This is a genomic window from Aliivibrio sp. EL58 (assembly GCF_900312675.1).
Taxonomy (GTDB): Bacteria; Pseudomonadota; Gammaproteobacteria; order Enterobacterales; family Vibrionaceae; genus Aliivibrio.
Map to the genome: position 1 here is coordinate 1313114 of NZ_OMPC01000009.1, position 14866 is coordinate 1327979.

At 38.0% G+C, this 14866-nt stretch carries 14 protein-coding genes; 9 read left to right on the forward strand and 5 right to left on the reverse strand.

Annotated elements, in window-relative coordinates; all coding sequences use genetic code 11:
* Positions 1-567 precede the first annotated feature (567 nt).
* Both ED622_RS16945 and ED622_RS16950 read left to right on the forward strand, forming a co-directional pair.
* Positions 568-837, forward strand: a complete 270-nt coding sequence (locus ED622_RS16945; protein WP_122036031.1) for a hypothetical protein — start codon at positions 568-570, stop codon at positions 835-837.
* Positions 837-1286, forward strand: a complete 450-nt coding sequence (locus ED622_RS16950) for a YaiI/YqxD family protein (RefSeq protein WP_061005246.1) — start codon at positions 837-839, stop codon at positions 1284-1286. The genes ED622_RS16945 and ED622_RS16950 overlap by 1 nt, the downstream gene beginning before the upstream one ends.
* Positions 1287-1373: 87 nt before the next feature.
* Here ED622_RS16950 and ED622_RS16955 read toward each other — a convergent pair whose 3' ends face one another.
* Together ED622_RS16955 and syd are read right to left on the reverse strand one after the other, a co-directional pair.
* Positions 1374-2147 carry a Zn-ribbon-containing protein gene (locus ED622_RS16955; RefSeq protein WP_122036033.1) on the reverse strand — a complete coding sequence of 258 codons (774 nt, stop codon included), beginning with the start codon at positions 2145-2147 and terminating at the stop codon, positions 1374-1376.
* Between the two features lie 99 nt (positions 2148-2246).
* Positions 2247-2795, reverse strand: a complete 549-nt coding sequence (gene syd, locus ED622_RS16960; RefSeq protein WP_122036034.1) for a SecY-interacting protein — start codon at positions 2793-2795, stop codon at positions 2247-2249.
* Positions 2796-2902: 107 nt separating this feature from the next.
* On the opposite strand from syd, the gene queF reads away from it, so the two are divergent.
* The 5 genes from queF (at position 2903) to xni (ending at position 10137) form a co-directional block, all read left to right on the forward strand.
* Positions 2903-3748 carry an NADPH-dependent 7-cyano-7-deazaguanine reductase QueF gene (gene queF / locus ED622_RS16965; RefSeq protein WP_122036036.1) on the forward strand — a complete coding sequence of 282 codons (846 nt, stop codon included), beginning with the start codon at positions 2903-2905 and terminating at the stop codon, positions 3746-3748.
* 95 nt (positions 3749-3843) lie between these two features.
* Positions 3844-6066 carry a lipopolysaccharide assembly protein LapB gene (locus tag ED622_RS16970; protein WP_122036038.1) on the forward strand — a complete coding sequence of 741 codons (2223 nt, stop codon included), beginning with the start codon at positions 3844-3846 and terminating at the stop codon, positions 6064-6066.
* Between the two features lie 173 nt (positions 6067-6239).
* On the forward strand, positions 6240-7802 hold the full coding sequence (locus ED622_RS16975) for a GGDEF domain-containing protein (protein WP_122036041.1): 1563 nt from the start codon (positions 6240-6242) through the stop codon (positions 7800-7802).
* A 95-nt stretch (positions 7803-7897) separates the two neighbouring features.
* Positions 7898-9256, forward strand: coding sequence for a nucleotide 5'-monophosphate nucleosidase PpnN (ppnN, locus tag ED622_RS16980; RefSeq protein ID WP_122036044.1), 1359 nt, complete (start codon positions 7898-7900; stop codon positions 9254-9256).
* A 92-nt stretch (positions 9257-9348) separates the two neighbouring features.
* The gene (gene xni / locus ED622_RS16985; RefSeq protein WP_122036046.1) at positions 9349-10137 is read left to right on the forward strand and encodes a flap endonuclease Xni; all 789 of its coding nucleotides are present in this window, start codon (positions 9349-9351) and stop codon (positions 10135-10137) included.
* Positions 10138-10367: 230 nt separating this feature from the next.
* Here xni and rlmM read toward each other — a convergent pair whose 3' ends face one another.
* From rlmM to ED622_RS17000, 3 genes are read right to left on the reverse strand one after another with little or no spacing between them, the layout of a single operon-like run.
* The gene (rlmM, locus tag ED622_RS16990; protein WP_105054109.1) at positions 10368-11459 is read right to left on the reverse strand and encodes a 23S rRNA (cytidine(2498)-2'-O)-methyltransferase RlmM; all 1092 of its coding nucleotides are present in this window, start codon (positions 11457-11459) and stop codon (positions 10368-10370) included.
* Positions 11456-11842 carry a DUF423 domain-containing protein gene (locus ED622_RS16995; RefSeq protein ID WP_122036048.1) on the reverse strand — a complete coding sequence of 129 codons (387 nt, stop codon included), beginning with the start codon at positions 11840-11842 and terminating at the stop codon, positions 11456-11458. The genes rlmM and ED622_RS16995 overlap by 4 nt, the downstream gene beginning before the upstream one ends.
* Positions 11835-12743, reverse strand: coding sequence for a transcriptional regulator GcvA (locus tag ED622_RS17000; protein ID WP_122036050.1), 909 nt, complete (start codon positions 12741-12743; stop codon positions 11835-11837). The genes ED622_RS16995 and ED622_RS17000 overlap by 8 nt, the downstream gene beginning before the upstream one ends.
* Before the next feature lie 369 nt (positions 12744-13112).
* On the opposite strand from ED622_RS17000, the gene csdA reads away from it, so the two are divergent.
* Positions 13113-14330, forward strand: coding sequence for a cysteine desulfurase CsdA (gene csdA, locus ED622_RS17005; protein ID WP_162922544.1), 1218 nt, complete (start codon positions 13113-13115; stop codon positions 14328-14330).
* A 24-nt stretch (positions 14331-14354) separates the two neighbouring features.
* Complete coding sequence (gene csdE, locus ED622_RS17010) at positions 14355-14789, forward strand: cysteine desulfurase sulfur acceptor subunit CsdE (RefSeq protein WP_122036053.1); 435 nt, start codon at positions 14355-14357, stop codon at positions 14787-14789.
* Positions 14790-14866 lie beyond the last annotated feature (77 nt).

Genomic DNA, 14866 nt, shown 5'->3' on the forward strand with positions numbered 1-14866 from the left:
TTCGCTAACTCTCTTCACTTAATCCTTAAGCGGTGTCCTTTACATCATCCTGATGTTTAATCCTTCCTCTATCCTAGAAGTGTCCATTGTCTTTCCTTAGTAGTAACCATCCTAGCTACTATTGAATCCATTCAATGTCCGATTTTGCTTTCCATGCCGATTACTCATCCTAAGTAACCGAGTGCCTCATCCTGAAGCGTACCAAATCCTTGGTCAATTCCTGTTCCGTGTCAGCATCCTTCCGACACCAATAAGATTACGCTTTTGACTTTTTTGAACAATGGTATAGCGACACTTTTTTATTTACTTCTCGTTTCAATATATCAAATCAAAAGCAATTAACCTTACAAAACAGAACCTTAACAAATAGATGGTATTTATTTATGATAAAAGAAACGATATTTCTCACCTTTTGTGTGAGAGATCTCGCACAGACTAATTCCTATTTTTCCATTTTTCTTTAACTATCCCGTCTAAAATAGAGAGATCTAGATCACGTATTTATTCTTATAGTAGAAATGTTGATCTTTAGTTATCATGAGTTCATATGAAACATAGGACGTCATAATGAAAAACGTAACGGATGAACTGCAAAAAATATTGCAAGACTTGACCGATGAAGGAAAAAAACCAACAACGGCTCTTGTTCGCTCACGATTAACAACTCAAGTACCAATGCCAGCCATTATTACTGCGGTTAAATCCTTTAAGTCCACTTCAAACATTCCAAAAATTGAAGTCAAAGAGACCCCATTAACAGCAGATGAACGTATTGCTCAACTTGAACTTCAAGTAAAAGAGTTGTCACAACGTTTAGCTGCTCTGGAGAACAAATAATGCAAATTTGGGTAGATGCTGATGCATGTCCAAAAGTCGTCAAAGAAGTACTTTGTCGTGCCGCTACACGTACTGGTATTCAACTTACTTTTGTTGCAAACCACTATATTCCGGTACCAACCGCTTTCAACATTAAATCAATACAGGTTGAATCTGGCTTTGATGTTGCAGATGATGAAATCGTAAGACGCTCAGAAGCGGGTGATTTAGTGATCAGTGGTGATATACCTTTGGCAGCAGAGTTAATCGCAAAGAAAGTTCAAGTATTAAACCCTCGTGGTGAACTATATACAGAAGCAACCATTAAAGCACGACTGAACATCCGTGATTTTATGGAGACAATGCGCGCCAGTGGTATTCAAACTGGTGGCCCTGCAGCGCTGTCACAAACTGACCGACGTGAATTTGCCAATCAACTAGATCGTATTCTTGCTAAATTTAAAAAATAAATAGCTAAAAAATAGAACGTTAAAAATAAAAAATGGGAGCTCACAATGAGCTCCCATTTTTTTATCGGAATAAGTATTTTATTAATATCAGTCTTTAAAATCCCAAGACAGATTACTGACCAATCGACACTCATCACATTTAAAATCAAACACTTCGTGAACTGGCTCTTCTAACGCCCACTCACCGTCACATACTGGACATTTACGAGCGAGTTCTTTTTCTTTGCTTTCACCAGCAACACGATAAATATATAAATACGTTGGAATACCACTAACTACAGCCATACGGCGGCATAAATCCCAACCACGCTTAAATAAATGACTTTTACTTGAGCTAATTTCATGCAAAGACGGATGCTCAACAACAGAACCATTCATTTGTAATTGATCACAAGCACTCCAATCTTCTTGCCATTTAATAAACTGTTTTTGATCGCCATTAGCAACAGCAGGTAAACGATAGAGTGGGATTGGCTGAAATGTCTCACCATGACGGATCGGAGAACAAGTATGTAAGTGGCTAGTATAAAGAATTTGCCAACTTATCTTTTCACTCTCATCACTTGGATCAGAGTTCATGTCTTGACCAACAATCTTAACTTTAGGTTGTAGTAATCCAAATTCACTTAATTGTTTAAATGCTAGTTTTACTTGCGGACTATGATTATCTGGGTGAAGTGAATCTTCTTCAGGACAAACCACTCGAGCAACAAAGTTGGTTCCTTTCATAACCACTGGCAGCTCGCGCCCAATTACTTGTCCGTTATAACGTAGACAATCTAAACAATAATTGATGGCTTTCTCTACTGCTGCCATTGAGGTATCACAATACACTTCAAAATCTAATTCAGTTACAAACATTACCGCTTCTTTCCTAACATCTTTACAATAAAAATTCCGACAAATACGTTTATCGGAATCTATTAAATCATGGCACTTTATCTATCTTAATAACCGAGCTTATTCAACAACAGGTTCAAGCTTTTCTAAAAACTCAGTCATTGTTTTAGCCAATACAGTTCTTTTCTTGGTGCCAACCGTATCTAAAATAATTTCACCTGTTTGATTGCAAATAGAGATCACTTCCATTTCATCATCGGTGACGGCAATAAATAATGTTGGGACTAATTTTAATCGGCGTTGCATCACAAGATGACCTAACATATTACCTTGTAAGCGTTCTAAATCTTCATCACTCCATACTTGAAGCAACTCTACATTCATATCACCAAATTTTGCCATCATATCAGCACTGAATTGTGCGCCATAAAAGGCATGGAAATCGTCATGTAAATCAAGCTCAATACCTTGCTCAATATTAACTAAGCGAATGCTTTCATCACGATTAACGGGTTGCCATGAAATTTCTAAATCACGAGTTTCATCAATACAAGGAGAAGCTAATCCCACTAATTCTTCATTTATCGGAAGGCTATTATGTTTTGTTTTCCATGCTTCAACATAACGTTGACTAAAGTTAGCAAGCGCTTGCTCTACCGAAAGTGGCATTCGATTCTCCTAATAAGGCAAAAATTCAAGTAAACTAGGTTACATTAAATGAATAACGACTGTTTACTCCGTTATTCTTATTCTAATCTACTTTTGGCATTTTCAATATGACTAAATACACCAATGCTGATGAGCTAAAATCTCTGACTCTTGGCCAAAAAACCGAATATAAACACAGCTATGAACCAGAATTGCTGCAAGCCGTTCCTCGTAGTTTAAACCGAGACGATCTTAATTTAGGTGATGAACTGCCATTTGTTGGTTGTGATGTATGGACGCTTTATGAACTATCTTGGCTAAACCAAAACGGTTTACCTCAAGTAGCCGTTGGCGATGTCACTCTGCCTGCAACCAGCCCAAACCTTGTTGAATCAAAGTCATTTAAATTATATTTGAACAGCTTTAACCAAACTAAATTTGCATCATGGGATGACGTTACTCGCACCTTAATTAAAGATTTAAGTGCCTGTGCAGGCGGTGATGTAAAGGTTGAGATCCACCCAGTTCAAACTTACTCTCAACAGCCTATTGTTGATATGACTGGTGAATGTATCGATAACCAAGATATCATTATTGATAATTATGAGTTTGATGCTGAATACTTACAATCAAGCACGTCTGAAGAGTTAGTTGAAGAAACCTTACACAGTCATTTATTGAAATCTAACTGCTTAATTACAAACCAACCAGATTGGGGCAGTGTTGAGATTAGTTATATAGGCAATAAAATTGATCGTGAGAAGCTACTGCGCTACTTAATCTCATTCCGCCAACACAATGAATTTCATGAACAATGTGTTGAGCGTATCTATACTGATATTATGAAATTCTGTAAGCCAAATTCGTTAACCGTATTTGCTCGTTATACCCGTCGTGGCGGCTTAGATATTAATCCATTCCGCAGTTCACATATAGAGAAACCAACTCACAACCTTCGTTTAGCTCGCCAGTAAAAAACGCTCTATTTTGTCTACTAAGAATAGATCTTAGTAGACAAATCTCACCACATCGCTAGTATGTAACGGTTGCTTTCTAATGGATTATTTACATGTCTTTGCGCCAATGCTTTCTTCTTATTTTTCTCTTTCTACCGCTTTCAGCTTGGGCTAAATTTTTTTCTGCGCCTATTTTAAATGACGCTTATCAATTGCTCGATACAAACCCTGAACAATCCCGAACTATTGCTGAACAATATTTAGAGCAACGTCAGATCACTCCAGAACAAGACCCTAATCGCATACAGGTTAATAATGATTCAGAACGAACTATTCGAACTCCGATTAGCACCGTAGAAGCATTCCAAATTAAAGCACTTGCAAATAAACGCCTTGGTCGTAATCGCGAATCAATAAAAGCGATCAAACAAGCAATATCACTTGCTCAAGAGTTTCACTTACAGGCTGGCTACTTAGAGTCAAAATTAATCTATGCGGGGCTTTGGTGGAATTTAACCAATGACGTCGATGAAACGAATGTTATTTTGGATGATATTAGTCGTGAGTTAAATGAATTTGATAAGCAAATTGCGATTCATCAAAAGCTCTATTTTGGGTTGGCATTAATCCATGCAGAAGTTGAATCTAAACAAGATAATAACAGCAAAGCCCAACAGTATTATAAACAGGCCCTATCTCACGGAAGTTCACTTAACGACCCTAGTAGCATGATTTATTATCACCTGTCTTATGGTAAACATTTTTTAAAAAACAAACAATTTGATCAAGCGTTGACTGAATTATTGAGCGCGTATTGGCAATCGATTGAAGCCGACCAAAGTGGTCAATTAGCCAGTGCGAATTTTTTGCTTGGCCAACTATTTTTCCAAAGACAAGTGCTAGATAAAGCATTAGAGCATGCCTCTCAATCTGCTGAATTTTATGGTCGTTATAATAAGAGTGAGCAACTCTCAAATGTCTTAATTTTAATTGCTCAGATCCATTTAAAACAAGGTCGATTTAACTTAGCACTAGTTCAATATTTTAATGCACTGGATCAGGAAAAAGAAAAAAACAACGTTAACAAACTCATTTCACTACGCTTAGATATCGCTAATACCTACTTTTCACTTTATAACTATGCGTTAAGTGAGCACTACCTTAAGCAAGCAAATAATCTTAATGAGTATGTCGAGTTACCAAAACAAAAAGCCAATGCAGCGCTCTTGCAAGCCAAGCTTTATCTAGTAAAAAATAAAGCAGAACTTGCTATTGAACAAATACAAAAAGCCATTAAATACAGTAAACGAGATAATGATGTTTCGTTAAAATTACAATCTCAAAAATTGCTTTCTACAACCTATGAGAAAATGGGGCTATATGAACTCGCGCTAAAGTCCCAAAGAGAATATGAGACATTAAACTCATCGATTCAAGCGGTTCAAAATGAAATTAATGAAGAAGTATTTCGCCAACAAAAAAGCATCGTTGAACAATTTTTGCACTATCAAGGCTTAGAATTACAATTAAAAGATAATCACTTACAAACACGAAAAATCCAAAAAATTGCCGGCTTTCTTCTTGTATTATTAACGGTAATTTCTATCTATGCTTTCAGAAAACAGCAAGTAAACCGTTTTTTGAAAAAGCGTTTACACCTGCTATTAAATAAGTACTACACACACCCAAGAAGTGGATTACGTAACTTCCGTTTATTAACCGAAAGATTACCATCATCTTTACAACAAAGTAGTACGAATATAGAACAGTGGCATTTAGGTGAGTTAATCAATGAACCGTTAAGTGATCGTCTTCGCTTTACTCTCTTTCATGTACCCATGCTACAAGAGCTGTATTTTACTCATGGTTACCAAGGTGGCTTAGCCATTGAAAAAGAGTTTGGCGATTATCTATCAACCGTAGTTACTTTACCTAGTCGCATTTATCACTTCTCAGATGCAAGTTTTCTTTACATTGAGCATAAATCCGATTCAACATGTAGTACTCAAGAAATGGCTGAAACAATTCAACGTTGGATTAATAATTTTGACTCTAAAGCCATGACAAACAGAATCGTAAATATAGGAATGGTTGAGTATCCTTTTTTACCACGAGCGTATACTGCTATTAATGATCGAGAACTGATCGATATTCTTCTTATGGCAACAAACAACGCGTGTAACAATAATAAAGAAGGTACTGAAAGCCAATGGGTTCACTACCGAGCAATAGATAACGCTCCAGCGGCAAGTTTTGCTAGTAATAATATACTCTCTGCGTGTGAGCAAGCGATTAATCAAGGTTTGATTAAAGTGACAAGCCAAGGCATTAATTAATGATTTGGCTAACACATCACAAATTTAATAATATTCATTACTAAATGATTATCAATTAAACAAATGTTACATTTTTTCAAACCTGTTACTTATAATTTTGTTATTATAAATAAATTGATCCTATCAATAGTTTAACAGTTTTTATAAATACAGGGATTGCCTCCTAGGTTATTATGATTGAAGTATCCATCGTTGCCTCAGAATTAAGTCAATTAAAGCAACAGCTAGATCAAACACGTTTATCACACCGTGATTCTACCTTGAAGTCACGTCGTGAAATATTGCTATTAAAACGCATTATCTTGCGCTTTTGTGCTGCGTGTAAACATCATGATAGCGAGCTAGATAAAGAGATTGTAGAACTTGCATCAAGTATCGAACAAGTAGAAAATACGTCCGATCTTACGGTACAAATCGCCACCTTTGAGCGCCTTATTAACCGCTATAAAATGACGGTACAAAGAGAGCACGCAGTTATGAATGACCATATTTCATACTGCGGTGAAACTCTTCAACGTGTAGTTGGTCTTCCTGCTGGCCTTAAACGTGATTTGCGAATTCTTCTGCAACACCCTTCTCAAGATGGCTGTAAGCATGTTCAGCGTATTGTCCGCTTAGTTGAATTATATGAACGTGCGATTAAATTCATTTCTGTTGGTAAACTCTCTTCTGAAATCAACAACAATGAAATTATTGATGTTGATACTCAAGAGCAGTTAAGTAACGAATTACAGCATCTTATCTCAGAGCTTGATTTCAATAGTTCATCAGGTAATAAGTTACTTGAGATCCGCAATAAACTATTAACCGGCACAGATGCAATCTCTCTTATTGATTTAGCATTGCAAACGCTGCAATTAGTTTTAGAAGGCACGAACAATGAACGTAAGGCATCACAAGTCTTCGTTGGTGATGTTAATACTCAAGTCGCTCAGATTATAAAAACCAGCGAGCAGAACCAAGCTCAGGGACAATCTTACTTAGAACAACGCTCATTACTTAATGAAGAGTATTCGCTCTTAATTAAGCAAGCTGAAGGCCTATTAGAAAGTAAAGCGAGCGAGCGAGAGCATAAAGAAAAAATGGCGATGCTGTTAAGTGAAATGCGAGACTTATCAGAGCGAAATAATGCCATGCAAGAGCGTGAGTCTGCATTAATTGAGCGCCATGAATATACAACAAAAAAATTAAACCACTTGTATGAAGAAACACTTGAATATCGTCGTCAGTTAGATGATCAACAGCAACGCGTATTTAAAGACCCACTAACCAAAGTATATAACCGTGCAGCTATGCATGAACGTTTAGACTTAGAGTACAAACGTTGGGTTCGTCATCAACACTCACTTGTTTTAACGATGATAGATATTGATCAATTCAAACGTATTAATGAACGTTTTGGTCATCTCGCTGGTGATAAAGCGCTATCAATTATTGCCAAGACTATTGAAAATCAAGTCGCTGATACTGACTTTGTTGCTCGTTTTAGTGGCGAAGAGTTCTTAATCTTATTTACAGAAACCGAAAAAGAAGAAAGGAATAAAGTACTTAAAGCGATTCAATTGGCTATTTCAAAACTTCCCTTCAAGTTTAAAAACGACCACGTTCAGATAACAGTCTCTATTTGCAGCTCTGAATTTACTAACAGTGATATTCCTGAAAAAGTAATCAAGCGCGCTATTGATGCTCTGTACAAACAGAAATCCAAAGGTACTGAGCAACTCATATATTTGTAAACCTCTCATTTTTGTTGTCTTTTTCTCGCAAATCCTCCCATTGCTGTGTAAGTTTAGTAATTAAACAATAATAAAAACAGCTAGGGAGGCACTATATGATCACTCATATTAGTCCGGCAGGTAGCATGGATTTGCTATCACAATTAGAAGTCGACCAATTAAAAAAAACCGCTTCTAGTGATTTATATCGAATGTACCGAAATTGTACATTAGCCGTATTGAACTCAGGCAGTCATACTGACAGTTCAAAAGAACTCCTTAATAAATACAAGTCTTTTGACGTATCTGTAACTCGTCGTGACCGAGGTATTAAACTTGAGCTAAGTAACCCACCTGAACACGCCTTTGTTGATGGAAATATTATTAAAGGAATACAGGAACATCTCTTTTCTGTTTTACGCGATATGATTTACGTTAATATGCAAATCGCGGATCATAACCGTCTAAATCTCACCAAAGATACCCATTTAACTAATCTCGTCTTCAGTATTCTGCGCAATGCTAAAGCCCTACATACTGGAATAGAACCAAATTTAGTGGTCTGCTGGGGCGGTCATTCAATTAATCCAATTGAATACCAATACACTCGAGAAGTAGGCCATGAACTAGGGTTGCGTGAATTAAATATTTGCACAGGCTGTGGCCCTGGCGCAATGGAAGGACCGATGAAAGGTGCAGCTATTGGCCATGCGAAACAACGTTATTCAAGCAGTCGCTTTGTGGGATTAACAGAGCCTTCAATCATCGCTGCTGAGCCACCAAATCCTATCGTAAATGAACTGATCATCATGCCAGACATTGAGAAACGATTAGAAGCCTTCGTTCGTATGGCTCATGGTATTGTGATCTTTCCAGGCGGCCCTGGTACTGCTGAAGAGTTGTTGTATATCTTAGGTATCATGATGAACCCTGCTAACCGCCAGCAACCGATGCCAATTGTGTTAACTGGACCAGAAGAGAGTGAAGCTTACTTCCTTTCTATTGATACCTTTATTCGTGAAACGCTTGGAGAAGAGGCAACTCATTATTATGAGATTGTGGTTGGTGATCCAGAAAAAGCAGCCATAATTATCAATCATGGTATCAAGAAAGTGAAAGAGTATCGTAAAGCAACTGATGATTCTTATAGCTTTAACTGGGCACTAAAAATTGAATCTGAGTTCCAACACCCGTTCGAACCGACTCATGAAGCAATGTCTTCACTGGATTTACATTTAGATCAGCCCACAGAGAATCTTGCTGCCAACCTACGCCAAGCGTTTTCAGGGATTGTGGCTGGTAATGTCAAAGCTGAAGGTATCGCTGAAATAGAAGAGCATGGCGTGTTTAAATTACACGGTGATCCTATATTAATGAAAAAGATGGATCGTCTTCTTCAAGACTTTGTTGAACAGGGTCGCATGAAACTACCTGGTTCCAAATACGAACCTTGCTATGAAATCGTTGTAGATTAAGGCTGGAATATCTCCCCTTCTGTAACGTACAATATAAAGCCTATGTTAAACGCATAGGCTTTTTCTTTTTTCTACATAGGAATGAATACGTTATGGCAATTCATCTGGTTATTATTGACGCATTAAATCTTATTCGTCGTGTTCACTCAGCTCAACCAAACCAAGATGACATTCAAGCGGTAATCACCACAACGAGCCGCACAATAAATCGTATTTTAAAAGAAACTGAACCAACCCATATCATCGCTGTATTTGACCACCACTTACAAGATCGAGGTTGGCGAGCAGAAGTGTTACCGAAATATAAAGAAGACAGAAAACCAATGCCTGAAGCTCTACAAAAAGGCATGGATGATATTCAAGATGCATGGTGGAAACTCGGCATTGATTCCTTGTTATCTGATGGTGATGAAGCCGATGATTTAGTCGCAACTCTTGCTAATAAAGTTGCCTCCCATAATGAACAAGTCACTATTATTTCGACAGATAAAGGGTATTGCCAATTACTGTCTCCAACGCTGCGAATTCGTGATTACTTTCAACATCGTTGGTTGGATGCCCCTTTTGTTGAAAAAGAGTTTGGTCTAAAGCCTGAGCAATTAGCTGATTATTGGGGACTGGCTGGAATTAGCTCAAGTAAAATTACGGGGATCCCAGGTGTAGGTCCTAAAGCTGCCTTAGAAATTTTAACTCAATTCCCAACGATTGAAGCGGCAAACGAATCTGAAAAGTTACCGAAAAAATATCGTAAGAAGTTTGATGAGCATTATGACACCGCTATTCTGTGCCGTAAGGTTGCAGGGTTAAGAACCGATATTGAACTTGGGTTTAATTTGCAAGATATTCGCTATGTAAAGCCTGATTTAGGGACTAGGGACTAGGGACTAGGGACTAGAATTATAAATCCCACAATATATAGAAGCTAATGTGCTTTGGAACAAAAAAGCTGTTTGTCATTGCTGAGCCATCAGCACCAAATATAGCCATCCTTCTTTTGAGGAAAAGCATATTAGCTTCTATGTGCATAGTTTATCTTAAATAAAAACGCCCGCAGATCAAATGACCTGCGGGCGTTTATTTTTATCTCTCAATAATTGGTATTACATCAATATTAGTGAGGAGAAATATTAGAAATCGCTTGGATATGAACCGTTATTTCTTCACGGTCATGATACAAGTGCTTCGCTTGAAGCTTGTATTGGAAGTTATTCTTCTTCAAAAACTCTTTTAAGTTTTCAATATCTTGAAGTACTTCATCGTAACGGCCTTTCATTGGCAATTTAAGGTTAAATAGTGCTTCTTTAGCCCAACCTTTAATTAACCATTCACCCATAAGGTGCGCAACTCGTGCAGGCTTTTCAATCATGTCACACACGATCCACGTTACGTTCTTTCTTGCTGGTTCAAATTTAAAACCATCAACCATGTGGTGTTTTACTTGGCCTGTATCCATTAAGCTCTGTGCCATCATGCCGTTATCAATTGCATGAACAAACATAGAACGCTTAACAAGTTGGTAAGTCCAACCACCTGGACACGCACCTAAATCAACGCCCCACATGCCAGAAGCTAAGCGAGTATCCCACTCATCTCGTGGAATGAATACGTGAAACGCTTCTTCCAACTTAAGTGTTGAACGGCTTGGCGCATCAGACGGGAACTTCAGACGAGGAATACCCATGAAGAATTTTGAGTTATTGTTGGTATAAGAGTAACCAACGTAACACTGACCCGGTGCAATAAAACAAATATGCATGACAGGGATTCGGTCTGAATCTCTTGGTGTTAGCATCTCTTTACCACGTAATGCGATACGCATTGGTACTGTAAATTTACGACAGAATTTCAATAATTCTTTTGCTTCATTCGTATCAGGTGTTTCAATACGAATATCACCACAACATGGTAAATTTTCAACATCAACTAATGCATTCAAAATTGGTGAGATACGATCTTCAGAAGGTAAATCACTTAATTCAGTTGCTACCGCAAACATTTGACGAGCAAAAATCAGCTCATTAAATTTAATCTCACGGATCAATTTATCTGCATCGCCTTCCTGGTAGCATTCAAATAGCACATAGCCTGTATTATTTTTTAGGCGAGGAAAACCAAACACTTCAAGTTGAGTGGCTTTATCTTGGATCTCACCTGCACACTCTTTCTCAAAACCAGAGCGACAATAGAACATTACTTGTTTCACTTTGAAACCTCAGTCAAACGATAAGTTGAAACAGCCAGCGTTAGCCAACCGATAATAAAACAGAGTCCACCTAATGGAGTAATTGGCCCAAACCATTTTATTCCTGTGAACACTAATGCATATAAACTACCACTGAAAAGTAATATTCCAATGGTAAATAGCAAGGCGGCGTATGATACCCCTTTTGAAAATGAATTTCTCAACAAAATTCCACATCCAAACAGAGCAAGCGTATGCCACATTTGATATTGCACTGCAGTCTCATACACATCAAGTAGATATGGCGATAAAACCGACTTTAGACCATGAGCACCAAAAGCGCCTAAACCAACACTCAGTGCACCACTAAAGCTAGCAATAAGTAGACATAAGCGACTATTCATCGTCGATGATCTCTTGTTCACTGCGAGCTTTACTTAAGATCCACTCTCTAAAAGTCGCAATTCTTCCGGTATCAGCCTGTTTTTCACTGCATACTAAATAAAAAGCATTTTTACTTACTAATACTTCTTCAAAAGGAGCAACCAAACGACCCGCGTCTAACTCTGGTTGAGCAAGGACATTATTTCCTAATGCGATTCCCTGTCCATGAGCTGCCGCTTGTAACACCATGGTTGAATGACTAAAAATAGGCCCATGATTAACGTTCATGCCTTCTAAATTGTATTGTTTTACAAACGACTTCCAATCTTTACGTGATGTATCATGCAATAACGTATGAAAACGTAGATCGTCAATCGTTGCTAACGGTTTTTCATTTAACAACACTTGCGGTGAACATAATGGTAATAGTTGCTCTTGATATAACAAATCAACACGTAAACCAGGCCAATTACCACGACCATAATAGATAGCAACATCCACATCTTCAGTCAAAGAGCCTTCATCCATATCAACCGCTTTAATTCGCACATCAATGTCAGGTTCTTTATTATTAAAATCCGACAAACGTGGAACAAGCCATTGAATAGCAAAACTTGGCGGTAAACTAATGGTTAGTGCACCCTTCGCACTTCTTTCCAATACTTTATCTGTTGCTTCTGACAACGAAGAGAAAATTTCTTTAATATCTAAAAAGTAACTTTGCCCCTCTTCAGTAAGCAGTAAAGAACGATTACGACGTCGAAATAATTTCAAACCAAGAAATTCTTCTAACGCTTTGATTTGGTGGCTAACTGCAGCTTGAGTAACAAACAATTCTTCCGCAGCACGAGTAAAGCTTAAGTGTCTAGCTGCCGCTTCAAACACACGCAAAGAATTTAAAGGTGGTAATCTTCGAGACATAAGAACTCACATTCTGAACCATTAGTTTTTTTAATACCTAGTATTATAAATTGTCCATTGCCGAACTACCAGATAAAACCTAATATTGCCCCCGTAGTTTAGAGGAAAGACATATATTCCTCCCTGAGTATTTTTTATCCCTCTAAACTGCAATGTTGTGTTTGCATATTGGCTCGACTGTTAGAGCCCGAGTATTGATTACAACTATTTGTAAACAGTACCCAATTATTTCCTGTATTTTTGACCTTTTGGTTAGAAAAATTATTAGCATCGTTTAATACGGTGCTTTTTTTTGTCTGTAATTTTGACTTACGAGACAGAAATCCGCATCATTCTCTCTGTTTGCTTACCCTTATTAAAGAAATCACTATGACTGCATTTACTGTTGACGCTGTTCGCTCTCAATTCCCCGCTTTAACCCAAGATGTTAATGGTCAGCCGATTGCCTATTTTGATAGCGCAGCGACTACGCAAAAACCATTATCGGTATTAAATGCGATTCAAGATTACTACCAAAAAAGTAATGCTAATGTACATCGTGGCAGTCATAGCTTAACCGCCTCAGCAACACTGCAATTTGAGCAAGCTCGTGAAACCGTTCAACACTTCATCAATGCCAACAGCAGTAAAGAAATCATTTGGACTCGCGGTGCAACCGAAGCGATTAATTTAATTGCTCAAACTTATGCTCGAAGCACACTGCAAGCAGGCGATGAGATCTTAGTAAGTGAATTAGAACATCACGCGAATATTGTGCCTTGGCAAATTGTCGCAGAGCAAACGGGAGCAACCGTTGTAAAAATTCCAATGAAAACCGATTGCACATTAGATATGGATGCATTTGAGTCATTGGTAACCAAGCGCACCAAAATTGTTGCCGTTGCTCAAGTAACTAATGTAACGGGTACATTAAACCCCGTTGATGAAATCATTAAAACTGCACATCAGATAGGTGCCATTGTTGTTATTGATGGTGCTCAAGGGATTGTTCATCATGATATTGATGTTCAAGCAATGGATGCCGATTTTTATGTGTTCTCTGGCCATAAATTATTTGCTCCAGCTGGCATTGGTGCTCTCTATGGCAAACAGCATTTATTAGAATCTATGCCAGTGTGGCATGGTGGCGGTAAAATGGTTGAGAAAGTCTCATTTGAGAAAACCACTTTTGCAGAGCTTCCAGGGAAATTTGAAGCTGGTACACCAAACGTTGCTGGTGCGATTGCTTTTGCTACAGCGATTAGCTGGGTTAAGCAATTCGCCCATGATGATCTTAATGCTCATATTAATGAACTTCGCCAGATGGCTATTGATGGCATCAAAGGTATTGAAGATTTACGATTCATCGGTTTACAAGATAACGCGAGCCTATTTTCTTTTGTTATTGATGGCGTCCACCACCAAGATATAGCGACTCTGCTTGATCAACAAGGCATTGCCGTTCGCTCTGGTAATCATTGTGCTCATCCTATGCTAGATGCATTAGGGCTAACGGGTACTGTACGCGTTTCATTTGCCTTGTATAATACGAAGCTAGATGTTCAACGTTTTATCGACGCGCTAAATAAAGCCGCAGATATGCTATAAGCTCAAATTTAAGGTATTTTATTTATGTCTACATTCCCATCTTCACCTTTTGGTTTTGATATTACTCACACAACTGTTCTCAATTTAATGAGTGAAGCAAAAGGGTGGGAAGATCGTTACCGTAACGTAATTCAATTAGGTAAAAAACTGCCTAAAATGCCTGAAGAACTGCAACAAGATAATGTGACGATTTCAGGCTGTGAAAGCAAAGTGTGGCTACAGCATGAAGTAATCGATGGGGTTTATTTTTTCTGTGCTGATTCTGATGCAAGAATTGTTCGCGGACTTATCGCGTTAGTAATGGCTGCGGTTAATAATAAAACGGCACAAGAGATTAGCACGTTTGATATGGATGGGTATTTTGCTCAATTAGGGCTAATTGAACATTTAAGCCCATCACGTGGTAATGGACTTAAAGCTATCATTGAAACGATAAATGAACTAATAGAGCAGGCTTAAGGCCGCTTCGCTTGAAGGATTCAGGGAGAGCGTTGGAATAATAGCGCTTATACCTGAAACCTTGAGGGAGCTTGCGA

Excerpts from the sequence above, each read along its gene's own strand:
- ED622_RS16945 (WP_122036031.1), top strand. The coding sequence starts at position 568 with ATGAAAAACGTAACGGATGAACTGCAAAAAATATTGCAAGACTTGACC.
- ED622_RS16950 (WP_061005246.1), top strand. The coding sequence starts at position 837 with ATGCAAATTTGGGTAGATGCTGATGCATGTCCAAAAGTCGTCAAAGAA.
- ED622_RS16955 (WP_122036033.1), bottom strand. The coding sequence starts at position 2,147 with ATGTTTGTAACTGAATTAGATTTTGAAGTGTATTGTGATACCTCAATG.
- syd (WP_122036034.1), bottom strand. The coding sequence starts at position 2,795 with ATGCCACTTTCGGTAGAGCAAGCGCTTGCTAACTTTAGTCAACGTTAT.
- queF (WP_122036036.1), top strand. The coding sequence starts at position 2,903 with ATGACTAAATACACCAATGCTGATGAGCTAAAATCTCTGACTCTTGGC.
- ED622_RS16970 (WP_122036038.1), top strand. The coding sequence starts at position 3,844 with ATGTCTTTGCGCCAATGCTTTCTTCTTATTTTTCTCTTTCTACCGCTT.
- ED622_RS16975 (WP_122036041.1), top strand. The coding sequence starts at position 6,240 with ATGATTGAAGTATCCATCGTTGCCTCAGAATTAAGTCAATTAAAGCAA.
- ppnN (WP_122036044.1), top strand. The coding sequence starts at position 7,898 with ATGATCACTCATATTAGTCCGGCAGGTAGCATGGATTTGCTATCACAA.
- xni (WP_122036046.1), top strand. The coding sequence starts at position 9,349 with ATGGCAATTCATCTGGTTATTATTGACGCATTAAATCTTATTCGTCGT.
- ED622_RS16995 (WP_122036048.1), bottom strand. The coding sequence starts at position 11,842 with ATGAATAGTCGCTTATGTCTACTTATTGCTAGCTTTAGTGGTGCACTG.
- ED622_RS17000 (WP_122036050.1), bottom strand. The coding sequence starts at position 12,743 with ATGTCTCGAAGATTACCACCTTTAAATTCTTTGCGTGTGTTTGAAGCG.
- csdA (WP_162922544.1), top strand. The coding sequence starts at position 13,113 with ATGACTGCATTTACTGTTGACGCTGTTCGCTCTCAATTCCCCGCTTTA.
- csdE (WP_122036053.1), top strand. The coding sequence starts at position 14,355 with ATGTCTACATTCCCATCTTCACCTTTTGGTTTTGATATTACTCACACA.